The organism is Lactiplantibacillus daoliensis (assembly GCF_005405005.1).
Taxonomy (GTDB): Bacteria; Bacillota; Bacilli; order Lactobacillales; family Lactobacillaceae; genus Lactiplantibacillus; species Lactiplantibacillus daoliensis.
On the sequence record NZ_BJDH01000001.1, the window covers coordinates 383,770 to 405,906 of the forward strand.

Sequence of the window (22,137 nt, forward strand, 5' to 3'; positions counted from 1 at the left end):
TATGCTCAAGGTAAACCAACTAGATAAAACGTACGGCAAAGACAAGCACTCACTCAAGGCGGTTAGTTTCACCGCGCAGCCCGGCGAAGTCACAGCCATTATCGGTCCTTCTGGTGCCGGTAAAACGACGATTTTACGTAGTGTTAATCAATTGATTCGTGACGATGGCGGACAGATTTTGCTCGATGATCAAGATATTCGCCAGGCCAATAAAGCCGAGTTGCGTAAAATTCGTCATCATATTGGGATGATTTTTCAAAATTATAATCTCATCAGTCCCTTGACGGCGCTTGAGAACGTCTTGCACGGCCGTTTAGGTGGTAAATCAACCTTGGCTGGCATGTTTGGTCTCTATAGTAATGCCGAAAAGACGGAAGCGTTAGCGTTATTGGACGAAGTTGGTCTTAAAGACTACGCCTACCAGCGTTGTGACCAACTTAGTGGTGGTCAACAACAACGGGTCGGCATTGCCCGGGCACTGATGCAGCATCCAAAGATGATTCTTTGTGATGAACCCATTGCCTCTTTGGATCCAAAGTCGACACAAATCGTGATGGATATTCTGCGTAAATTAGCGCAGGAAAAGCAATTGATCATCTTGATCAATTTGCATCAAATCGACGTTGCCATGACCTACGCCGATCATATTATCGGGATTAATAGTGGCGCGATTGTCTTTGAAGGTCCCACAACCGAAGTCGATGATCAAGTCTTACAACGCATCTACCGCCAAGATACCGAGATCAAAACAATGGTAACTGCCGATGAAAACTAAGTATTCCTCACCACAGCAGTTCTTCATGCAACGACGGTTACGGCTGTCTTTCGTTTTAGGCTTGTTAATTCTCATCTACATGGTTTCCGTTATTTTGGTTAACTTTCAGACCTTCTCATCATTGGCACAAGTTCCAGCCGGTCTCATTTGGTTGTTTAAAAACTTCATTCCAAATGAACACACCGCCTCATACTTGGGACCAATTTTGTATCAGTTATGGCGCACATTGATTATCTCGATTTCATCAACCATTTGTGCGGCCTTACTTAGTCTGATTTTCGCGGTCTTAGGTGCAAAAACTACCAGTCCCAATCGTGGGTTTCAATTAACGGTTCGCTTCGGCGCATCGCTCTTGCGAAATATTCCAGTTGTGGCCTGGGCAATGATTCTACTGTTTTCATTTAAACAGAGTGATTTCACCGGTTTTCTTGCCCTATTCTTTATGACCCTCGGTTATCTGACACGTGCTTTTACCGAAACAATTGAAGATTTAGATGGCGAAAAATTACAGGCATTACAAGCTGTTGGTGCCAATTATTTTCAATGTGTCTTTTGTGGCGTCTTGCCTGAAGTTGCTAGTAGCCTAACAAGTTGGGTGCTCTACATGATTGAAAACAACCTTCGAGATGCCACCCTTGTTGGTATCTTAACGGGGACTGGTATTGGTTTCCTATTTAATCATTATTTCAAAGGATTCCGCTATGATGCCGCTGGTTTAATTGTGCTTCTCATTGCCGTTTTAGTAATCTTATTAGAATTAACTTCAACACAGATTCGGAGGGCAATTGCATGATTGAAAACAGTCAACCTAAGACATTTCAACCGCCAGTACCAAGTAATGGTAACATTTCCTTGGTAACCAAGCCACGCTTAATTCTGCGTACAGTGCTTGGTAGCCTGGGCGTGATCACTGTCTACTCATTGGCGACTTTAGACACTGGTAACTTAAAGTTAGGTGAAGCTTTTCAAAGCTTAGGCGTCAACTTGAAGTCAATGTTCCTACAACCATCAATCGGTCAGGATACCTGGGGTGTCTTGCTACGCGCGTTATCGACGAGTGTCGCTTTAACCTTGCTCACGACCTTATTAGGCGCATTCATTGCCTTTTTCATTGCTGTCTTTGCAGCCCGGAATTTATCCCCTGCTTGGTTAGCGAATACGATTAAAGCAGTCATGGCCTTTATCCGTTCAATTCCAACGATTCTGTGGGTGTTAATCTACTCCGTTGTTATGGGATTAGGAGCAAATGCAGCTGTGGTCGGCTTGACGTTCCATAGTATCGCCTACCTGGTCAAAGCTTATTCGGAAAGTATTGAAGAAACTCCCCAGGATACAATCGAAGCCCTAAAAGCTAGTGGTGTTGGCTTTTGGCCCATCATTTTCCAAGCAATCTTGCCTTCGATCGTGCCAGCTTTATTAAGTTGGACTTTCATCCGCTTCGAAATCAACTTTGCTAATGCTGTGGCCGTGGGCGCTGCAGCCGGTGCTGACGATATTGGCTACTACCTCTTTATGGCAAGTGGGTTCTACTTCAACTTCCACGAAGTTGGTCTGATCGTCTACATGTTACTCGCCATCGCGATTGCCTTAGAAATCATTTCAATGCGCCTTCGCGGTCACTACTTAAAGCAAAACTAGATTACTGAACTTAAAGGAGTTTTCTGATGACTATTCAAGCTGTTATTTTTGACTGGGCCGGAACGACCATTGATTATGGTAGTCGTGCGCCAATCGTCGCCTTTCAACAGGCTTTCGCTAACGTTGGCATTGATATTACTGAAGCTGAAATTCGCCAAGATATGGGCTTAGATAAATACACCCACATCCATAAAATCATTAACTTACCTTCTGTTCAAAATGATTGGCAAGCACGCTTTCAGGTCTTACCAACCAGTGATGACTGTGATCATATCTTTATGGATTTCAAAGCAATTTTGCTCGCTTCATTAACAGAATTTGCCCAATTAAAACCTGGCATGGCGGCTGTTATTGATTTTCTAAATGACAACCAGATCGCCTATGGGTCAACCACTGGCTATGATGAAGAAATGCTAGCGATTGTTCAACCAATTGCCGCAAGTCAAGGTTACCGGCCAACGGTTAACATCACGTCAGCACAAACCAACGGGATTGGACGACCAGCGTCAGCAATGCTAGAACTTGCCTGTGATCGTTTAGAAGTGACTGATTACGCTAACGTCGTTAAAGTTGGCGACTCAATCAACGATATTCTTGAAGGCCAAAATGCTGATGCCATTACAGTGGGAATCATTGACGGTAGTAACCTCATGGGCTGGTCAGAATCCGACTTTAATACCCTCGCACCGGTTGAACAAACCAAACTACGGGCGAAAGTTGCTGCGCAATACGAAGCTGTTGGTGCTGACCACATTTTGCAATCGATGGTTGAACTGCCTGCGCTATTAGCATCCCTTAATCAACCTGTGACTGAGTTACCTTAGGCGCTCAAAGGAGATTTCATGAAACAACCTTACTTGTTATTAACACCTGGTCCATTAAGCACAACTGACACGGTCAAAGCAGCCATGCAAATTGACTACTGTACTTGGGATAGTGATTATCGCCAAGTCACCGAAACTATTCGGCAACAGATTTTGACCTTGGCACAAGCTAGTCCGGAAAACTATACCACCGTTTTGTTGCAAGGTAGTGGCAGTTATGGTGTCGAAGCAACTATTGGTACCGCCGTTCCGCGTGAAGGTGCCGTCTTAATGGTTGCCATCAACGGCGCTTACGGTCATCGTATTAGTGAAATTGCGGACTACTACGCCATTCCACACGTCGACGTTGTCTTCTCCGAGGATGAAATCGTTGATCCAAAACGAATCGACGAAGCATTGACCGCACATCCCGAAGTCACCCACTTTGCCACCGTGCATAGTGAAACGACAACCGGCATCTTGAATCCAATTGATGAACTTGTCCCACTACTAAAGGCCCGCGGCATTGTTTCAATTATTGACGCCATGTCCAGCCTCGGTGGTGTCCCCATTAACATGACAGAATTGGATTGCGATTATTTGGTTAGCAGTGCCAACAAATGTGTGCAAGGCGTTCCGGGCTTCGCATTCATTATCGCTAAGAAAAGTGAATTGGCTAAAACCGCTGGTAATGCCCGCTCACTCAGCTTGGACCTCTACGCACAATGGCAAGCCATGACGACTCAACCCGGTAAGTGGCGTTTCACTTCCCCAACCCACGTCGTTCATGCTTTTGCACAAGCCCTCAATGAGCTTGATTTAGAGGGTGGTGTTGAAACCCGTTATCGTCGTTACAGTGCCAGCCAATCACGCTTAAGTAGTGGCATGCAAGCACTTGGCTTTGACTTAGTCATCGATCCCGCTGATCAAGGGCCCATCATCACGTCCTTTAAATATCCAAACGAAAATTTTGATTTTTCGGACTTCTATCAGTTCATCAAAGAACGAGGCTTCGTGATCTATCCAGGAAAAGTTTCCGCCATTCCAAGTTTCAGAATTGGCACAATTGGTGACGTTGATACGACTGACATTAATCGGCTACTTGCGATTATTAGCGACTATCGGCAACTAAACCCATAAATCCGTTGCATCAAAAAGGTCCCCGTTACCTGACAGTGAAAATTGTCAGGTAACGGGGACCTTTTTTAATTATTTGCGATCATCGTAACCGTTTGGATGTTTCTGCGTCCACGTCCAAGCCGTCTTGATGATTTCATTGACATCATCATAATTTGGTTTCCAACCAAGCACTTCACGCGCCTTGTCACTCGCAGCAACCAATGAATCTGGGTCGCCAGGTCGGCGTGGCGCCATGGTAGCAGGAATTGGTTGACCAGTAGCTTCACGGGCCGCCGCCAACATCTGCCGGTTAGAGAAACCGGTTGATGAACCAAGGTTAAAGGCATCACTATCATGACCGTCAGCCAAGTACTTCAACGCCAGGATATGAGCATCCGCTAAATCCAAAACATGGACATAATCCCGTACATTGGTCCCATCTGGCGTATTGTAATCATCACCAAAGATCTTCAACTCATCGCGTTTACCCTGAGCAACTTGCAAAATGATCGGGACCAAATGGGTCTCTGGGCCATGGTCTTCACCAATACTGCCATCTGGTTTAGCACCAGCCACGTTAAAGTAGCGTAAGGCCACAAATTTAATCCCATAAGCCACGTCAGCCCAGTGCATGATGTGTTCCATCATTAGCTTACTTGCACCATAAGGGTTAATCGGTTCCTGTGGATCAGTTTCTTTAATGGGAATTTGCTTAGGTGTGCCATAAGTTGCAGCAGTAGACGAAAAGACAATTTGTTTCACATCATGAGCTTGCATCACTTCCAACAATGTAATCATGCCACCTGTATTGTTACCAAAGTACTTTAATGGCTTAGCCATTGATTCTGGCACAATTGAAAAGGCTGCAAAGTGCACAACTGCTTCGATTGATTCTTGATCAAAGACCCGCGTTAAAAAGTCTTTGTCACGTAAATCACCTTGATAAAATTTAGCAGCACGATTGATAGCTGCCAAGTGACCAGTCACCAAATTATCGACAACCACCACGTCGCGACCCTGTTCAACTAAGCGATCGACCATATGAGAACCGATATAGCCGGCTCCTCCCAAAACAAGAATTGACATAATGAACCTCCCTTTAATTATGTTCTAATCATAGCATAGTCGGCCCTATTTTCGGCTTAAAATTTAGCCAAAAAAAGCTGAGTTTCTGTCCTCAGCAATTTAATCAGTCTTATTTTATTGGGGCAGCTAATGTCTGCCATTGAATCGTCACTTCACAACACTTTTCATCGTCCAAACGAATTCGATGACTCGTGGTAACTTGCTCCGGATCCGTTGACGGTAAGATGTTCGCTTCAGCAGTAACCACGTGACCATATTGCACTTCATTCTCATAGCGCACATCAACGTGTTTTAAATCGTGCTGTAGTAAGAAATCAGCTGGCAACGTGTCCAATAGCCAGTCAAAGTAATGCGCATTGTTAACATGCCGATTTGGATCAATATCAAAGAAACGGACTTGATACGGTTTACTAATCGTTGTTGGCGTTGTCTCAAAGCTAATTGGCCGTGGCAACCGCGGAATACGCTTAGTTGCCTCAGAATGATATGGTGCAACTAAGACTGGATCAATCTTCACGATTCGTCGCGTTGTTTGGCTCATGGTGACCCAAATACTTGTAATATACGCCAAATCATTGCCAGCATCATCTTTAATCCAGAATTCCCGGAAAGCAAAATACGGATTATAGGCTGAGCCCCGAACCGCAATTGTCACGACTTCGTCCAAACGTGGCATCCGCGTAATATTGATTGCATACTGAGTTACCACCCAGCCAACGCCATGTTGTTGCACAAAATCCGTTGTTAATCCGAGCGCGTCACTTTGATCTTGAGAACCTAAAATGGCGATATCAATCAAAGTCGCTAGAGTTGCTCGGCCAGTCCGGTCACATTCATAATAAGTCAAACGATGTTTTTCAGTATATATTTTTGCTTGCGCACCTAAAGCTGCCATTAAACTCTTCCCATCTTCTAGTTAATCTCATGAAAGGCATTATAAACGTCCTGTCGCTGCAATTGTCGCCGTTTAGCAATCGTCTTGATCGCCACGTTTGGCTTATCACCAGCGGCAATGAGGGCTTCTACCTGGGCTTTAATTGGTAGTTCAGCCAACTCATCTGCACGCTCTGGTTCTGGATCATGCGGATTGCCACCAATCAAGAGGACGAACTCGCCCTTCAACTGGTGATCCTGTGACCAAGTAATCATTTCTGCCAAGGTCCCCCGCGCAAATTCTTCATAACGCTTGGTTAATTCTCGGCAAGCCACAATCGGCCGCGTCGGTTCACAAACTTTAGCAAGCGCCGTCAAGGTCTTCGCTACTCTAAATGGTGATTCATAAACGATCACGGTCTCACGATGTTGCGCTAATTCCGTCAAGGCTGCCAACTGGTCATGCTTTTTACGCGGTAAGAAGCCATAAAAATAGAATGGTTGTGGCACCAAGCCTGAGGCAATCAAGGCTGTCAGACCAGCATTTGCCCCTGGTAACGGCACGACTGGGAGCTTGGCCGCCACACACGCAGCCACCAATTCAGTACCGGGATCACTAATTGAAGGCATTCCGGCATCACTGACTTGTGCCAAATTAGTACCAGCTTGCAATTTAGCAATTAATTGTGGAATCCGTTCTTGGGTATTGTGTTCATGGAAGCTAATCTGCTTCGTTTCAATTTCAAAATGATTCAATAATTTTTGGGTATTACGTGTATCTTCGGCCGCAATTAAATCCACGGATTTTAAGGTTGCGACGGCCCGATAGGTCATGTCTTGCAAATTACCAATGGGTGTCGGAACTAGGTACAATGTTCCGACGCCAGCATGGTCAGCAAAACTCTGTTGCGTCTCCAATGGTTTGTTCCCCCTTGTTGTTAGCCCCGTTCACGATCGCCATAAATAACTTCTAAGCAAAAGACGCATGATTCATCATCATCTCGCCGTTTGCCATAGAACTGATTGCAAACGTGAAAGCCCTCATCATAGAGTTTCTCTAGATTTTGACGTGACTTAGAAAGGGGAGCGGTACCAGCTGGCTTTTTTGGTAATTCATTTTCCATTTCGACCATATGCTCACGTAGGTGTTCATTTTCAATGACGAGTTCAGCATTTTTTTCTAGCACAGTCGTCATATCGGCTCTTAGTTGCGCCATTTTTTCAAGCATTTGTTGCATTTGTTGTTCCATGTCACCGAAACTATCATATAAATCACGCTTATCCACACGCTCACCCTCAGCTTTCTATTAATTAAGCGTTTTTAAAAATTGGCCATAAATTCAAAGTTAAGCCTTCCAGAACATTTTGAAAGCTAATATTGCTAGCCAGCTGGCGTTTGGCGGTCAACGCTAATTCCGTCGCCTGCACTAACTGCTGATCAGTTAACTGGTCGGTCATTGTTTGTAATTGTTGTTGATATTGGCCAAAGCTCAATTCTGCAGCGGCATCAACTTGAAAATGTAGCTGTAATAAATCTTGAAATAAGGCGGCAATCAAATCTAGCATGACGAGCTGTTGACGACTTTCTTTCGCCAGACCAACCAAGTTGGTTTGCACGGCGACAAAACTACGCGCATCGCCCTTAACAACTTGCTCAAACCAACGCCATAATTGCGCCACCGCATTCGGTAACCAATCATCTACAAGTAACTCCTGTGCTTGGCTGACACTATTGGTCAACTGTCGCAATGTTTGCGCCACCTGTGGCTGAATACCAGCTGCCTCAAAGCTTTTTTGGAGCGCTGCGGCCCCTAATGGCGGAAATTCGATCACTTGTGTCCGTGAAATAATTGTTGGCAACATTAATTGCTTATTCGTAGTTAACAAGAGTGCCGTGACATTGCCACTAGGCTCCTCAATAAACTTAAGTAAACTGTTCGCTGCACTCGCAGTCATTTTTTCAGCATCAGAAATAATAAAGAGCTTCCGATTACCTTCAACCGCACTTTTGGAAAATTCTGATTTTAAGTAACGCACCTGATCGACATGAATACTTTGACCCGTTGGTGCCACCGTCACAATATCTGGGTGCTGGCCATTGGCAATCCGGACACACTCTTCACAAGTCCCGTCCGGTTCGCCGTCAACCACATGCAAGCAAAATAAGCGTTGGGCGATCCAATGAGCAAGTTCAGGCTGCCCCGCACCTTCCATCCCTGCAAACAAATAGGCGTGGGCTAGATGCTCTTGCGCAATAATATGTTTAAAGGCTGCCAGCAACCGCGGCTGTTTGGCAGTTAGCGTCGTGGTATATGCATCCGTTGCTGCCATCTTAACCACCTCGACTTTAAAATTGATGGAACTGTTCAATTGGTAAGACAAAGACTGTCGCGCCACCAACTTGCACTTCAACAGGATAAGCCGAAGCCCCATCCATCGTGACGTCCAAATTAACTGGTGGTGTCATGAATTGGTCCCGCGCATGACTGGTACTTTTAATCATTGCTAAAACTTCATCGACACGATCCTCATCAATACCAATCATAAATGTCGTGTTGCCGGAGCGTAAAAAGCCACCGGTCGTTGATAACTTTGTCGCGCGCACGTTGGCTTCAATAAATTGACTGCTAAGTCGATTGCTATCTTTATCTTGAACAATGGCAATAATTAATTTCATCATTTCGACTCCCCCTCGGTTGCGAAGTACTGTGGTAACTGGGTTGTCATGACCGCGATGGCCTGGGCGACAACTTGATCCAGTGGTTGACTGGCATCCAATCGTTTGATCCGTTCTGGATAAGCTGCTAACAGCCGTAAGTAAGCTGCCTGAACCCGGTGATGAAAGCTCAATGCTTCCACATCTAAACGATTAATTTCATTTTGACGATGGGTCTGAATTCGTTGTAGGCCCACTTCTGCATCAACATCAAAATACAACGTTAAATCTGGATTTAAGCCCTCAGTGGCAAATTGGTTCATGTCGTAAACGGCTTGCTCGCCAATGCCACGACCGGCACCCTGATAGGCAACGGAGCTGTCAATATAACGATCACATAAAACCAGCTTATCCGCTGCCAGGGCAGGCAATATTTTTTGCACGATATGTTGCCGCCGAGCGGCCGCGTATAACAAGGCTTCCGTTCGATCATCCATTGCGGTATTTTTTCGATCTAAAATAATTTTACGAATGGCTTCTGAGATTTGATTGCCGCCCGGCTCACGAGTCACAATTAATTGATCTCCTAATTGTGGCGCAATTTGAGCCACAATGGCATTCAAAGCGGACGTTTTACCCGCGCCGTCTGGTCCTTCAAAAGTAATTAATTTTCCAGTCAAAATTCCCAATCCCATCTAAAATCCATAGTTGTGATAATTGTACTTGATTGTCGCGACCATGTCTAATACCCTCACCACTAGCGAAGGTATTTTATTTGCTTATTTTACCGCATTCACCACTACCAATTGTGTTTTTTGACTGATTACAAAAAATCTGTTGCCAATTTTCAGACAACAGACTTAGAACAGCTTATTTATCGATGACAGAACGTTGAATCTGACTGCCATGAACTTGTCGTAAACGGGCTTCACGATATAAATACAAATACTTCACGCGTGCTAATGCGGTTTGGGTCACGAGCTCACTAGTATTATTATCATAAATCGCTTTTTCATTCTGTTTAGCGCGATCCCAATCAATTTTCGCAGCATTGAGCGACTGTAACAACTGCTCATCAAAAGCTGCCTTAGGCTGTTTGATTTTCTGACGCCGTTTGAATAATCCTCTTGCCATGCTGTTACATCTCCTGACGGCCTTCAACCGCCTTGAACAAGGTCATTTCATCCGCATACTGAATATCACTACCAACTGATAAGCCATGGGCTAAACGCGTCACTTTAATCCCCGCCGGCTTAACCAAGCGTGAAATATACATCGCCGTGGCTTCACCTTCTGGCGTGGCATTAGTCGCAATAATAACTTCTTTAATCGCATCATTTTGCTGCAGCCGTTTCAGCAAGCTCGCAATATTGATGTCTTCGGGTCCTTTGCCATCCACCGGTGACAAGACCCCGTGCAAGACGTGATACAGGCCGTTGTATTCCTTGATTTTTTCCATGGCCATCACATCTTTGGCCTCTTCAACGACCAAGACAGTACTTTGATCACGTGACTTATCCTTACAGATCACACAAGGATCATCCTCGGTGATGTTCCCGCAGATACTGCAAAAATGCAGATCACGTTTAGCCGCAACGAGTGACTTCGCAAATTCCGTCACATCGTCACCAGCCATGTCAATCGTATAAAAAGCCAACCGAGTGGCAGTTTTCCCGCCGATACCGGGGAGTTTCATATAACTATCAATTAATTTTGCAATTGGTTCTGGATATTGCATGTCACTACCTCACGACCGTTTTTTTACTGTAAACCCTTAGTGTACTTACCCATTGTGCTTTGGGTTTGGGCATCAACTTGTGCTAAAGCATCATTGACTGCTGCAACAACTAAATCTTGCAACATATCAACATCGTCAGGATCAACGGCTGCTGGCTTGATTGCAATATCTTGCATCTTTTTATCACCGGTAAAAGTGACCGTCACCATGTCATCTGGTGCTTTACCCGTAAAGGTTTGTTCATTTAAAGCGGCCTGTTCCGTTGTCATTTGTTGTTGCATCTTTTTCATTTGTTTCATCATATTTTGCATATTACCCATACCACGCATCATTAGTCATCAATTCCCTTCAAATTTAATCTGGTTTTACTTCCACTAAATCACCAAAGCGCTTTTCAGCTTCATCAACCACCGGCGTCTTTTGTGGGGCTTGCTGTGTGGCAGCCCCTTCTGGCTGATGAGTCGCCAAATAGTCTTTGCGCAACTCTGGCCATTGTTCTTTCGGCACACAGACAATTTTAGGCGCTTGGCCCATCAACCGATCTAGTCCGTTACCAAGTGCATCCATTAAAACTTGATCATCAATCGCCTTTTGATATAAGAATGCATAATCAAAAGCCACAACGACACCTTCACCACTGGCTGCAACTGGCTTAGCAACATGCATCAAAGCACGTTGGGTCACACTCAAAATGTTCATCAAATCAGCCCAAACATCACGCACTTTCAATAAATCGTCCTTTGTGGCCGCACCTAAAATTGGATAGATCTGACTGACATTAACTTTTTTAACCACTGGCCCATTACTTGGGCGCGTCCGGACTGGCTTGGTGGCGGCAGCCGGGCCACCATTGGTTTTAAGTGTCGATAACTCACTTTGTAAGTTATCGACCTTGGCTGCTAACTTTTGAATCGTCGGATCATCCGGATTAGTCGCCGCTGAAGGTGCTGCGACCGCAGTCGTTGGCACTTCTAACTGTGATAATTTCACCGTGAGTACTTCCAAATAAACGTCGGGATGGGTCGTGAAGCGCATCTGTTGTTGAACGTCGTTTAACGTTTTAATCATTTGATACAAAACTTCCGCATCGATCTGCTTGGCAAAATCTGCGAACCGTTGATCATCTTCGCCCATCGCGACACTATCGACCATTTCCGGAGCCTGCTGATAGAGTAACACATCACGCGTGTAGCTGATTAAATCTTCAATGAACCGATTCGCATCTTTACCTTCTTGTAAAATTTGGCGCATCGTTTCGAGGGCTGGCTTGGTGTCATGACTGGTCACTTCTTCAACATAATCAGCCAATAACTTCTTAGTCACGCTCCCCGTCACCATTAAAGCATCGTCCAATGTCACGGTATTATCGCCAAAGGAAATCACTTGATCCAGAATACTCAACGCGTCGCGCATCCCACCTTCTGCCGCTTGGGCAATCACGCGTAACGCTTTTTCATCATAATCGACTTTTTTCTGTTGAAGAATGTAAACCATCCGGTCGTAACTATCTTTAGCTGTGATCCGCCGAAAATCAAACCGTTGCGTTCGTGAAATAATTGTTAACGGAATCTTATGTGGTTCCGTCGTTGCTAAAATAAAGATCACGTTGGCCGGTGGCTCTTCCAAGGTTTTTAACAGGGCATTGAAGGCCCCCGTTGATAACATATGAACTTCATCAATAATGTAGACTTTGTAATCCGCTTGTGTCGGCGCGTACTTGGCCTTGTCACGAATATCTCGAATTTCTTCGACCCCGTTATTTGAAGCCGCATCAATTTCGATAACATCATTCATTTGGCCTTTAGTAATCGCTTGGCAACTTTCACACTCATTACAAGGTTCTCCGTCGACCAAATGATGACAATTAATCGCCTTTGCAAAGATCTTGGCAGCAGAAGTTTTTCCAGTGCCCCGCGGACCAGTAAATAAATACGCATGACTCGTTTGGTGGGTCATGATAGCATTTTTCAAGGTCTGTGTAATCATCTGTTGCCCGACAATTTCATCAAAACGTTGGGGTCGCCAAACCCGATATAATGCCCGATACATGCGAATCTTCCTTTCTATGGTTCAAAATTACAGTTATGTATTTGTTGATAACCTGTAAACGATGGACTGGATCACACACCACCACGTCCGCTGCCATTAACAACAACCTCTAGCTTAATTTAGCTATTATTTTAAGTGACTCTTTTTTAATCGCACAAACCTGCTTGCAATTTTACCTCATCACCAATTGACCACTAGCTAACGCAAGTTGGGTTGGCTAACAGTTGCCATCAACATTTATTTAAATAAAAAGCTCTCAACCGAATGGCTAAGAGCTGTTACATTTCATAAAAACAAAAGGCACAAGATGAAGCAAACTTAGTGCTGCTTCCTTCCGGACCTGACACGATTCGTAAATCCACCCTTGCCTTAAGGCCTTGCGGCAAATACTATAATACATGATTTTTTAATAGAATGCTAGCCATCAGCCTAATTTTTTTCAGCGGCAGCTCGACGGGCTTTCTTCTCAGCCTTTTTACGTTTTCGAATATCACGGAAGAAGTTTTCGAGCAACTCACCGGCCGGGCGGGCAAGGATTCGCTCATGCACGGCCACTTGGTGGTTAAGCCGATTATCACTCAACAATTGATACAAACTTCGAACCGCTCCCGCCTTCGGATCACGGGCACCATAATAAATTTCTGGGATGCGCGCATTAATGATTGCGCCACAACACATGATGCATGGTTCCAATGTCACATAGATCTGACAATCTTCCAATCGCCAACTGTGCAAATACTCGCACGCTTCCTGAATCGCCACAATTTCCGCATGCAAAGTCGCATCTTGCCCATGTTCACGCAAATTATGGCCACGACCGATAATTTCACCATCGTGGACAATGATGGCACCAATCGGAACTTCGCCGATGACATTGGCCATGCGAGCCTCATGCAAAGCCTCGAGCATCCATTTTTCAGCTTCCGTTGTATTCAAACTATCCCTCCTTCACACTTTGCAAAATATAGTAGCCTTTATCTTTTTTAATAATGGTACAATTGCCAAATGTCGTCGTCATTAATTTCTTTGCGGACGGGGCACCCTGTTTCTTTTGCAGAACGACCGTTAACGTCCCACCAATGGTCAAATGGTCGATTGCTCCCGACAACATTGCATCAACCACTGCTTTCCCAGCCCGAACTGGTGGATTAGTCACAATTGCGGCATAGTTGGTTGTGGTCACTTGGTCGTAACAGTCCGACGTGAAAATATTAACGTTCGAAATTTGATTTAACGCTGTGTTCTTACGGGCCAAACTTAAGGCCAACTCATTCACATCAACCATATCAACTTGTCGATCTGGTGACTGATAGGCTAATGCCATCCCGATTGGGCCGTAGCCTGTCCCTAAATCTAAGATAGCACCAGCAGGTAAATCAGTCGGCTCAAAAGCTGCCAGCAACGTTCGTGAACCATAATCTAAAGTTCGTTTGGAGAAAACCCCGTTGTCCGTAGTGAATTTAAAGTCATGATTAAAAATTTCAAAATTCCATTGCTTTTCGTCATGCACAACGTCTGGATTGTGTGTATAATAATAGTTGGTCATATTTATTTTCCTCTGAATTTATAGGCTAGTTCTATGATAACTGATTCTAGTAGATAACGACAATTTATTTAAAAAAATTAAATACGGTTAAAGACCGTCACTAACACAACATCTTGTATTTTTAGTTTATTCAACACACAAGATGTTGTGTTTTTTGATTGTATTTTCCACATCTTGTTGTATACTAAATTTATCGATTAAAACGAATTAAGGGTGATTAGCTATGAAAAAAGTAACGGTATTTACGAAGAATAATTGTATGCAATGCAAAATGACGAAGAAGTTTTTGACGGCTCATAATATTGCATTTGAAGAGAAGAACATCAACACGAATCCTGAATATGTTGACTATTTAAAGAGCCAAGGTTTTCAAGCGGTTCCTGTCGTTGAAATCAATGGCGAAAGCAGCATTGCTGGCTTCCGTCCCGATGCTTTAAAGCAGCTCGCTGTATAGAACCACCGCGCTTTTTTGCGTGGTTACATAGTTGCGATTCAACACTTATTTATAAGCGACCCACAATCAATAGGACCCTACTGATTGTGGGTCGTCCCTTTTAACCACAACTTTCAACTTAGATAGAAAGAGGAGTACTCATGACCCTAAAAAATTTAAAAGACGTCACGTATTACGATCTGAACAACGAAATCAACATCCCCGTTGACAACCAAATTCCGTTGAACAAGGATCAGGAAGCCTTAGCTGCGTTCCTAGACCAAAACGTCCGGCCCAATACCAAACAATTTGACAGTTTGAAGGCGCGCTTTGATTACTTGCTTGACCACGACTACCTTGAAGAAGGCTTCGTTGAAAAGTATGACTTTAGCTTCATTGAATCCGTCTATGACTATCTCAAATCGCAAGACTTTCACTTTAAAACATTTATGGCTGCTTACAAGTTTTACGCCCAATATGCTTTAAAGACTGACGATGGCAATTACTATCTTGAAAACTACATTGATAGAGTTGCAATGAACGCCCTCTACTTTGCAGATGGTGACGAAAAATTGGCCCTGTCGTTGGCGGATGAAATCATTCATCAACGTTATCAACCAGCAACCCCTAGTTTCTTAAACGCCGGTCGTGCCCGTCGTGGTGAATTAATTTCTTGTTTCTTAATTCAATCTACCGATGACATGAATGCCATTGGACGGACAATCAACTCAGCCTTACAATTATCACGCATCGGTGGCGGTGTTGGGATTAACTTGAGTAACTTACGTGGTGCTGGCGACCCAATCAAGCACATTGACGGCGCTGCCAGTGGGGTTGTTCCTGTAATGAAGTTATTGGAGGATAGTTTCTCTTATTCTAACCAATTGGGCCAACGTCAAGGTGCGGGCGTCGTTTACTTGAGCGTCTTCCATCCAGACATCATCGCCTTCTTATCCGCCAAAAAGGAAAATGCGGATGAAAAAATTCGGTTGAAGACGTTGTCTCTCGGTGTCACCGTCCCTGACAAGTTCTATGAACTCATCAAGGAAGATGCGGATATGTATTTATTCAGTCCTTATGGGGTTGAACGCGAATACGGTGAACCATTCTCATATGTCGATGTCACTAAAGAATATGACAATATGGTCAAAAATCCGAATATCAAGAAGACCAAGATCAAAGCCCGTGATTTGGAAAATGAAATTAGTAAGCTACAACAAGAATCCGGTTATCCTTACGTTATCAACATTGATACCGCTAATCGGGCTAATCCGATTGACGGTAAGATCGTTATGAGTAACTTGTGCTCTGAAGTTATGCAGGTCCAAACGCCTTCGTTAATCAATGACCAACAAGAATATGAAAAACTCGGTACCGATATTAGTTGTAATCTTGGTTCAACAAACATCGTCAACTTGATGCAATCGCCAGACTTTGGTCATTCCGTTGAAGCGATGGTGCGTGCCTTAACCTTTGTCACCGACAACTCAAATGTTGACGTAGTTCCTTCAATTCAAAAAGGTAATCACCAAGCGCATACTATCGGACTGGGTGCCATGGGCTTACACGCGTTCTTTGCCAAGAATCAATTAGAATATGGCTGTAAAGAAGCCGTTGACTTCACTAACATCTACTTCTTATTGCTCAACTATTGGACTTTAAAAGCGTCTAACGAAATCGCGCGTGAACGCAAGACCACTTTCGTCAATTTTGAAAAATCAAAATACGCGGATGGCACTTATTTTGATAAGTACACGGAACAAGCTTGGCAACCAAAATATGAAAAAACTCAGGCACTTTTTAAGGGAATTTTCATTCCAAGCCAAGCAGATTGGGCAGCTCTAAAAGCGGACGTCATGCGGGATGGCTTATACCATCAAAACCGTATGGCCGTAGCTCCCAACGGGTCAATTTCATATATCAATGATACGACTGCGAGCTTACATCCGATCATTAATCGGGTCGAGGAACGCCAAGAAAAGAAAATTGGTAAGATTTATTATCCCGCACCATACCTATCTAATGATACAATAAACTATTATAAGTCAGCTTACGACACCGATATGCGGAAGGTTATTGATGTTTACGCGGCTGCACAACAACATGTTGATCAAGGGATGAGCTTAACACTCTTCATGCGTTCAACTATTCCTGCTGGCTTATACGAATGGAAAGACGGCCGCACAGACAAAATGACAACTCGGGACTTAAACATCCTCCGGAACTATGCTTATCGGAAAGGCATCAAATCAATCTATTACATCCGGACCTTTACGGATGATGATGGTGAAGTTGGTGTCAATGAATGTGAAAGCTGCGTAATTTAGAACATTAGATCGCTAGGAGGACAACTGGCTATGGCAACAGATTTGGCTTATTACCAAAAACTTCTCAGTAATGGCAACTATAAAGCTATTAACTGGGATCGTGTTTCAGATGCAATTGATAAAAGTACTTGGGAAAAATTAACCGAACAATTTTGGTTAGATACTCGGATTCCCGTTTCGAATGATATGTCAGATTGGCGGGACTTAGATGACGATCATCGCTGGGTCGTTGGGCACGTCTTTGGCGGCTTAACCTTGCTAGACACGTTGCAATCACAAGATGGTCTCCAATCATTACGGCGGCATGTGGTCACTTCCCACGAAACTGCGGTGTTAAATAACATCCAGTTCATGGAATCCGTCCATGCCAAGAGTTATTCGACGATTTTTGAAACGTTGAATACGCCTGATGAAATTAACGAAATCTTCGACTGGAGTGACAGTGAAGAATATTTGCAAAATAAAGCAAAATGGATTTACAAATTATATGATAATTTGGATGAAGATCCATTAAAGCAAAAAGTCGCGAATGTCTTTCTAGAAACTTTCTTATTCTATTCTGGTTTCTACACGCCACTCTTCTATTTGGGACATAACCAATTACCAAACGTCGCTGAAATTATCAAATTGATTTTGCGGGACGAAAGTGTCCATGGCACTTACATTGGTTACAAATTCCAAATTGGGTTTAAAGACCGTTCTGAAAAGCAACAAGCAGAATTCAAGGACTGGATGTTCGACTTCCTGTATAAGCTTTACGAGAATGAAGAAAACTATATTCATCTAGTCTACGATCAAGTTGGTTGGTCTGATGAAGTCTTAACTTTCAGCCGCTACAACGCCAATAAGGCCTTGATGAACTTAGGTCAAGATGCCCTCTTCCCAGATACTGCTGAAGATGTTAACCCAGTAGTGATGAATGGGATTTCAACGGGGACCTCTAACCATGACTTCTTCTCACAAGTTGGGAATGGTTATCGTTTGGGTCAAGTTGAAGCCATGCAGGATACCGATTACGATATTGGTGAACCTGACGATTAATTAAGACAAATTTTGGCGGCCAGCTCAGCGATGAACCGGTCGCTTTTTTGACAACTAAGAAAGGTGATTTTAATGGCAATTCATAATATCTGTGTTTTTTGTGGATCAAATTCTGGTTTAGATTCAAAATTCGCCGAAAAGACGGCCGAACTTGGTGCCTATTTAGCCCAAAATGATTATCAACTCATCTACGGTGGTGGCAATCACGGTTTGATGGCAGATGTGGCCCAAGCAACCCTGGCAGCGGATGGCCGCGTTATCGGGATTATTCCCCACTTCTTAGTAGAACGCGGACTCGCTTTAAAAACTGTAACTACTTTCGTTGAAACGACAACAATGAGCGAACGTAAAGAAAAAATGTTGCACCTGGCGGACGCTTTCATCGTCTTACCCGGTGGCTTTGGAACTTTCGAAGAATTCATGCAGATGCTGTCGTGGAGCCAAATGGATATTCATCAAAAACCAATTGCCTTATATAACATTGATGGTTTCTATGATCCAATGGTCGCCATGCTAAAAATGTCGACTAAATACGGTTTTGCCCCAGAGGAAAACCTTGATCTCTTCATTGATGGTCACGATTTGCCTGAAATCTTCACCGGATTTGAAAATTTCACCCATGTGCTTCCTCCCAAATATACTAACTAAGGGTTGAAAGACTCCAAAACAGCCCAAAAATGTCGCAGTACCAGTAAACTTTACGTCTAAAGTAGACTCACCTAAATTTAGCGCTCCGTCAGTCAAAACCGGTGTGCTGAGGGGGACGGCGCCAGCCACAGTACGGTCTGGTGCCTCAATTCAAAGCCGATAAAACACGTCTTTGAATTGCCCCGTAAGATTAGTCGGCCAAGAACGCCGACTAATCTTACTGACACTGCACACCGATTTCGACTGACTCCGCTAAGGATAAGTAACTGGTTTAACCTCTCAAAACAACTGATTAGCCCGAGGTTGTTGCTGATAGCATCGGGCGTACAGGTGGCGTTTGATCGGCGTCTTTTTGCCGGTCTTACCCCACGGACGGTCCGGGAAATTTGCGTCTTTTAGCAAAGTTTCCGGGCGAGGTTCAAGACGTTCCTAAGGCTTGAACCCCGCCCCATACTATCAGTAACAACCAGAAGCGCAGTAATCGACTAGTTTTCATTACCTGATTGTTGACGTAGTGGCACAGATCAGCAATTTTTTACCTTCACCCTTTAGATACTAACTAAAACTAAAAATGTGGTTGACCAAATTAAACTGGTCAACCACATTTTTAGTTAACGATGGCTCATATTTTGAACCCATTTAGGGATTAAAATATTGTGCTTGCCACCGTGTTTCTTAGTATGCGTATTCACAACTTGTAGCAACTGCAAAATAGTAAAAATTAATGAATTACGTTTCCGATAAGCAATATATTTCGGCGCCCAATCCGTCACGTACTTCTCTTTATACGACCGTAAACCTTGGAACCCGTATAGTTGATAACCATATTCATAAATCAGATGAGCAATTTTTTCCTGAATGAAACTATAGCGTGAGACCCCCACACCCGATAACGGGGCCATTCCCATATTAAAACTGGTATAACCTTGATCACGCGCATCTTCAAAGAGATGGACAAACACAGTATCCATAATGCCTGAAGGTGCCGCGGCGCTTGAACGCATTAAGTCGATGGAGGCTACCTGATCATTACCCTGAGGCATCAAGTTCGCAAAAGCCACAATTTGATGTTCCGGACTATAAACCACCGCGATTGGGGCTTGATTCAAATACGTTTCATCAAAGAATCCCAGCGAGAATCCTTTTTCCGTCTCACCATGTAACCAGCTATCAGAAACAGCTCGTAATTCGACCATTGTTTCCGCCGAGAACGGTGGTTTGATTACTTCAAAGGTATAGTTATCACGTGTGAATTTATTCATCAACGCGCGTTCACCCCGCAGCCGTTTCCCCGCTAAACTAAATTCAGTTAAATTAACGTGGCCTTCCTCACCTGTTTTGATAAAATCAAAGCCCATTTCGTGCAGCCGCATCGTCAGCGTTTCGTTAATTTCATAAAAGACCAACGAGCAGCCATCGCTGTCAGCATCGTCCATGAGCTGCTCTAAGGCCGGTTGTAGATATTCCTGGTTACCAAACGGCTCACCCATTAAAATCAGCTTGTCAGCCTTCTGTTGGTATAGAAAGGCCAATTGATCCACACCATCAACCTGATAGTAGTAAACCAACTTGTCATTTAGAAAGGCCAGTTGGGAAATCTCATTCCCACCAAATGTTGCGATAAGTGTTTTCATCCGATCAATATCCAGCTTTTGGCCTAAGCGTGCCTGATGACCGCGTGCTAAGTAACCATACATCGCCACTAAAATCAGTGCGGCGATGACCAAACCCAAGACCCCAAACAACCATAACTTCTGGGATGGGAAAAATAGCGCTTCTGGGACGGCATGCCGATGATGGATCTGTGGTGCATTATAGACCCCAACGATCGTATACAACACAAAGGTGACGACATAGACACAACTCACCCAGAGTGTTTGCCCCCATGAAAAAGCCAAACGTTCTCGATAATAAGCGTGGCGTGATAAAGCAACCAAGGCCAATAAGATCACTAAAAAGACGATAAACTTCATCGAAATGGCATCGTAAACGACTAGCCAACGAATCGTATTTAAAATGGCCACTAAGAGAATGATCACCGTTGGCCAAAAGGCTTTTTTAACCCGACCGGCCGTCCCCAAGCCAGCACCGATTAGGAGAAAAGCCATTACAATACTACTAGCCTGATTAATGAAGAAGAACGTAAACGGATAGACTTGTAGAAAAAATTTATTATTATACGCAAAGTTTGGAACGGTCGACATCAATAACATCATAAAACCAGATAAGTACAGGAATAAAGTTAAGGTAATCTGTGCAAACCGTTGGAGCGCAATTTTAGGCAATCCTTCCAAGCGAACATTCAACCGATGACCGGTATCATGCACAAATAACGTCAGACCAATCCCAAACGGAATAATGTAATAAAATAACCGATAGAATAACAGCCACGCAACGGCATCCGGTCGTGAAACACCGACCGCGCCGAGGCCAAAGATCATGAAAACATCGAATGACCCAATCCCACCTGGAACCATAGATACTTCCCCGACCACCGAAGCAATGACGAATAATGGTACCACTGCGGCAAAGTCAATTGGCAGCTGCATGAAATTCCCAATTAACAGGAAGAAAAGCACACAGCCAGTCCACTCACCAAAAGACCCGCTCAATAAGCGAACGACATTGCCCATCGTTAAACCTTCAAAAAATTCCGAATCATTCAAGCGCGTAAAAATAAAAATAGCTGGGAAATATAGTGCGCCACCAACTAACCAAATCCAGTAACTATCGTACACCCCACCGATCCGGAAACCATAGACCAGCACCAGTGAGATCATGCAATATAATGACAGTCCGGAAACGAGAAAAAGTGCAATTTTTGAAATAGCAAACACAATTTGTTTCTTGGTCGCTTCTTTATTGTAAAAGTTAGCCCGTAACGAGGCTCCCAGCACGCCGCCAAAACCGCCAATATTCGTAAATGTATTGGTGATCCAACCTGCCTTTAGAATATAAGCTTTGGAATAATGATTAGGCAAAAACTTCGTAATCATCACATCGTAGGTCAGCATTGGCGTCACCGCGATGATCCCAATAATCACCATACTCAGTAAATGCCACCAAGATTGTGAGGCCAAAGCAGTTGCAAGTTGAGCGCCACTGACTTCTTTAGCAATCTTGCCGACTTCGGTAATCACAAATAGGAGCACTGAAAAAATAAACAGTGCTTTGATCAATCCCATTCGCTTGTTCAAGATGGCCCCCATTTTTTGTAATGTTGCTTTCAAAAATAATTCCCCCAGTAATCTAATTATTCCCATTATCTCAAGCTTTAAGAATTTATACAACCACCCGCGGTTTCGGCTAAGGCCACTTAATTATCATTCATGTGCGCGTTTAATAATCAGTCTAACTCAAGTCAATTGGAATTTAACTAGTCTAATCGAACGTATCATTAAAGCC

At 43.8% G+C, this 22,137-nt stretch carries 23 protein-coding genes and 1 other RNA gene; 9 read left to right on the top strand and 15 right to left on the bottom strand.

Translation table 11 applies throughout. From position 1 onward, the window contains the following. Position 1: 1 nt before the first annotated feature. The 5 genes from phnC to phnW are packed head-to-tail and all read left to right on the top strand — an operon-like array spanning position 2 to position 4,356. On the top strand, positions 2-775 hold the full coding sequence (gene phnC, locus FFM64_RS01850; protein ID WP_137606383.1) for a phosphonate ABC transporter ATP-binding protein: 774 nt from the start codon (positions 2-4) through the stop codon (positions 773-775). Next, positions 765-1,568, top strand: coding sequence for a phosphonate ABC transporter, permease protein PhnE (phnE, locus tag FFM64_RS01855; RefSeq protein WP_137606291.1), 804 nt, complete (start codon positions 765-767; stop codon positions 1,566-1,568). Before phnC ends, phnE begins: the two co-directional genes overlap by 11 nt. Beyond that, positions 1,565-2,413 (top strand): PhnE/PtxC family ABC transporter permease, encoded by an 849-nt coding sequence (locus tag FFM64_RS01860; protein WP_137606292.1) that lies wholly within the window; start codon positions 1,565-1,567, stop codon positions 2,411-2,413. Before phnE ends, FFM64_RS01860 begins: the two co-directional genes overlap by 4 nt. A gap of 26 nt (positions 2,414-2,439) precedes the next feature. After that, positions 2,440-3,237, top strand: coding sequence for a phosphonoacetaldehyde hydrolase (gene phnX, locus FFM64_RS01865; RefSeq protein WP_137606293.1), 798 nt, complete (start codon positions 2,440-2,442; stop codon positions 3,235-3,237). A gap of 18 nt (positions 3,238-3,255) precedes the next feature. Next, positions 3,256-4,356: a 2-aminoethylphosphonate--pyruvate transaminase gene (gene phnW, locus FFM64_RS01870; protein WP_137606294.1), complete on the top strand. Its 1,101-nt coding sequence runs from the start codon at positions 3,256-3,258 to the stop codon at positions 4,354-4,356. A gap of 69 nt (positions 4,357-4,425) precedes the next feature. Here the strand turns inward: phnW and galE are convergent, their stop codons facing one another. From galE to FFM64_RS01940, 14 genes are all read right to left on the bottom strand, one after another. Further along, positions 4,426-5,421, bottom strand: coding sequence for a UDP-glucose 4-epimerase GalE (gene galE / locus FFM64_RS01875; protein ID WP_137606295.1), 996 nt, complete (start codon positions 5,419-5,421; stop codon positions 4,426-4,428). A 109-nt stretch (positions 5,422-5,530) separates the two neighbouring features. Continuing rightward, the gene (locus FFM64_RS01880; RefSeq protein ID WP_137606296.1) at positions 5,531-6,316 is read right to left on the bottom strand and encodes an acyl-[acyl-carrier-protein] thioesterase; all 786 of its coding nucleotides are present in this window, start codon (positions 6,314-6,316) and stop codon (positions 5,531-5,533) included. 17 nt (positions 6,317-6,333) lie between these two features. After that, a complete protein-coding gene (rsmI, locus tag FFM64_RS01885) occupies positions 6,334-7,212 on the bottom strand; it encodes a 16S rRNA (cytidine(1402)-2'-O)-methyltransferase (protein WP_137606297.1) in 879 nt (292 codons plus the stop codon). 20 nt (positions 7,213-7,232) lie between these two features. Next, positions 7,233-7,580: a DNA replication initiation control protein YabA gene (locus FFM64_RS01890; protein ID WP_137606298.1), complete on the bottom strand. Its 348-nt coding sequence runs from the start codon at positions 7,578-7,580 to the stop codon at positions 7,233-7,235. Between the two features lie 25 nt (positions 7,581-7,605). Further along, positions 7,606-8,625 (bottom strand): DNA polymerase III subunit delta', encoded by a 1,020-nt coding sequence (holB, locus tag FFM64_RS01895; RefSeq protein WP_137606299.1) that lies wholly within the window; start codon positions 8,623-8,625, stop codon positions 7,606-7,608. Between the two features lie 16 nt (positions 8,626-8,641). Beyond that, the gene (locus FFM64_RS01900) at positions 8,642-8,971 is read right to left on the bottom strand and encodes a cyclic-di-AMP receptor (RefSeq protein ID WP_137606384.1); all 330 of its coding nucleotides are present in this window, start codon (positions 8,969-8,971) and stop codon (positions 8,642-8,644) included. Next, complete coding sequence (tmk, locus tag FFM64_RS01905) at positions 8,971-9,633, bottom strand: dTMP kinase (protein ID WP_137606385.1); 663 nt, start codon at positions 9,631-9,633, stop codon at positions 8,971-8,973. Before tmk ends, FFM64_RS01900 begins: the two co-directional genes overlap by 1 nt. Positions 9,634-9,820: 187 nt before the next feature. Then, entirely contained in the window at positions 9,821-10,084 is a 264-nt protein-coding gene (locus FFM64_RS01910) for a YaaL family protein (RefSeq protein ID WP_137606300.1), read from the bottom strand. A 4-nt stretch (positions 10,085-10,088) separates the two neighbouring features. Then, the gene (gene recR / locus FFM64_RS01915) at positions 10,089-10,688 is read right to left on the bottom strand and encodes a recombination mediator RecR (protein WP_137606301.1); all 600 of its coding nucleotides are present in this window, start codon (positions 10,686-10,688) and stop codon (positions 10,089-10,091) included. Between the two features lie 23 nt (positions 10,689-10,711). Beyond that, on the bottom strand, positions 10,712-11,020 hold the full coding sequence (locus FFM64_RS01920) for a YbaB/EbfC family nucleoid-associated protein (RefSeq protein WP_137606302.1): 309 nt from the start codon (positions 11,018-11,020) through the stop codon (positions 10,712-10,714). Between the two features lie 22 nt (positions 11,021-11,042). Further along, the gene (gene dnaX / locus FFM64_RS01925; RefSeq protein WP_137606303.1) at positions 11,043-12,737 is read right to left on the bottom strand and encodes a DNA polymerase III subunit gamma/tau; all 1,695 of its coding nucleotides are present in this window, start codon (positions 12,735-12,737) and stop codon (positions 11,043-11,045) included. A gap of 284 nt (positions 12,738-13,021) precedes the next feature. Further along, an RNA gene (gene ffs / locus FFM64_RS01930) (signal recognition particle sRNA small type) lies at positions 13,022-13,119 on the bottom strand. A 47-nt stretch (positions 13,120-13,166) separates the two neighbouring features. After that, a complete protein-coding gene (gene tadA, locus FFM64_RS01935) occupies positions 13,167-13,673 on the bottom strand; it encodes a tRNA adenosine(34) deaminase TadA (RefSeq protein WP_223876870.1) in 507 nt (168 codons plus the stop codon). Position 13,674: 1 nt separating this feature from the next. Further along, positions 13,675-14,283 (bottom strand): class I SAM-dependent methyltransferase, encoded by a 609-nt coding sequence (locus FFM64_RS01940; RefSeq protein ID WP_137606304.1) that lies wholly within the window; start codon positions 14,281-14,283, stop codon positions 13,675-13,677. Between the two features lie 223 nt (positions 14,284-14,506). Here FFM64_RS01940 and FFM64_RS01945 point away from each other — a divergent pair, with 223 nt between their 5' ends. The 4 genes from FFM64_RS01945 (at position 14,507) to FFM64_RS01960 (ending at position 18,732) form a co-directional block, all read left to right on the top strand. Then, entirely contained in the window at positions 14,507-14,737 is a 231-nt protein-coding gene (locus tag FFM64_RS01945) for a redoxin NrdH (protein WP_137606305.1), read from the top strand. Positions 14,738-14,877: 140 nt separating this feature from the next. Then, entirely contained in the window at positions 14,878-17,043 is a 2,166-nt protein-coding gene (nrdE, locus tag FFM64_RS01950; protein WP_137606306.1) for a class 1b ribonucleoside-diphosphate reductase subunit alpha, read from the top strand. Between the two features lie 30 nt (positions 17,044-17,073). Then, complete coding sequence (gene nrdF / locus FFM64_RS01955; RefSeq protein WP_137606307.1) at positions 17,074-18,084, top strand: class 1b ribonucleoside-diphosphate reductase subunit beta; 1,011 nt, start codon at positions 17,074-17,076, stop codon at positions 18,082-18,084. Positions 18,085-18,156: 72 nt separating this feature from the next. Continuing rightward, complete coding sequence (locus FFM64_RS01960) at positions 18,157-18,732, top strand: LOG family protein (protein WP_137606308.1); 576 nt, start codon at positions 18,157-18,159, stop codon at positions 18,730-18,732. A gap of 611 nt (positions 18,733-19,343) precedes the next feature. On the opposite strand, the gene mprF is transcribed toward FFM64_RS01960, so the two are convergent. Next, complete coding sequence (gene mprF, locus FFM64_RS01965) at positions 19,344-21,962, bottom strand: bifunctional lysylphosphatidylglycerol flippase/synthetase MprF (protein WP_137606309.1); 2,619 nt, start codon at positions 21,960-21,962, stop codon at positions 19,344-19,346. Positions 21,963-22,137 lie beyond the last annotated feature (175 nt).

What these genes read in the sequence shown, in the direction of transcription:
- FFM64_RS01945 (WP_137606305.1), top strand. Translation starts at nt 14,507, where the DNA reads ATGAAAAAAGTAACGGTATTTACGAAGAATAATTGTATGCAATGCAAA.
- phnX (WP_137606293.1), top strand. Translation starts at nt 2,440, where the DNA reads ATGACTATTCAAGCTGTTATTTTTGACTGGGCCGGAACGACCATTGAT.
- phnC (WP_137606383.1), top strand. Translation starts at nt 2, where the DNA reads ATGCTCAAGGTAAACCAACTAGATAAAACGTACGGCAAAGACAAGCAC.
- nrdE (WP_137606306.1), top strand. Translation starts at nt 14,878, where the DNA reads ATGACCCTAAAAAATTTAAAAGACGTCACGTATTACGATCTGAACAAC.
- galE (WP_137606295.1), bottom strand. Translation starts at nt 5,421, where the DNA reads ATGTCAATTCTTGTTTTGGGAGGAGCCGGCTATATCGGTTCTCATATG.
- nrdF (WP_137606307.1), top strand. Translation starts at nt 17,074, where the DNA reads ATGGCAACAGATTTGGCTTATTACCAAAAACTTCTCAGTAATGGCAAC.
- FFM64_RS01910 (WP_137606300.1), bottom strand. Translation starts at nt 10,084, where the DNA reads ATGGCAAGAGGATTATTCAAACGGCGTCAGAAAATCAAACAGCCTAAG.
- FFM64_RS01960 (WP_137606308.1), top strand. Translation starts at nt 18,157, where the DNA reads ATGGCAATTCATAATATCTGTGTTTTTTGTGGATCAAATTCTGGTTTA.
- FFM64_RS01900 (WP_137606384.1), bottom strand. Translation starts at nt 8,971, where the DNA reads ATGAAATTAATTATTGCCATTGTTCAAGATAAAGATAGCAATCGACTT.
- dnaX (WP_137606303.1), bottom strand. Translation starts at nt 12,737, where the DNA reads ATGTATCGGGCATTATATCGGGTTTGGCGACCCCAACGTTTTGATGAA.
- phnE (WP_137606291.1), top strand. Translation starts at nt 765, where the DNA reads ATGAAAACTAAGTATTCCTCACCACAGCAGTTCTTCATGCAACGACGG.
- FFM64_RS01920 (WP_137606302.1), bottom strand. Translation starts at nt 11,020, where the DNA reads ATGATGCGTGGTATGGGTAATATGCAAAATATGATGAAACAAATGAAA.
- FFM64_RS01880 (WP_137606296.1), bottom strand. Translation starts at nt 6,316, where the DNA reads ATGGCAGCTTTAGGTGCGCAAGCAAAAATATATACTGAAAAACATCGT.
- phnW (WP_137606294.1), top strand. Translation starts at nt 3,256, where the DNA reads ATGAAACAACCTTACTTGTTATTAACACCTGGTCCATTAAGCACAACT.
- recR (WP_137606301.1), bottom strand. Translation starts at nt 10,688, where the DNA reads ATGCAATATCCAGAACCAATTGCAAAATTAATTGATAGTTATATGAAA.
- holB (WP_137606299.1), bottom strand. Translation starts at nt 8,625, where the DNA reads ATGGCAGCAACGGATGCATATACCACGACGCTAACTGCCAAACAGCCG.
- FFM64_RS01860 (WP_137606292.1), top strand. Translation starts at nt 1,565, where the DNA reads ATGATTGAAAACAGTCAACCTAAGACATTTCAACCGCCAGTACCAAGT.
- FFM64_RS01940 (WP_137606304.1), bottom strand. Translation starts at nt 14,283, where the DNA reads ATGACCAACTATTATTATACACACAATCCAGACGTTGTGCATGACGAA.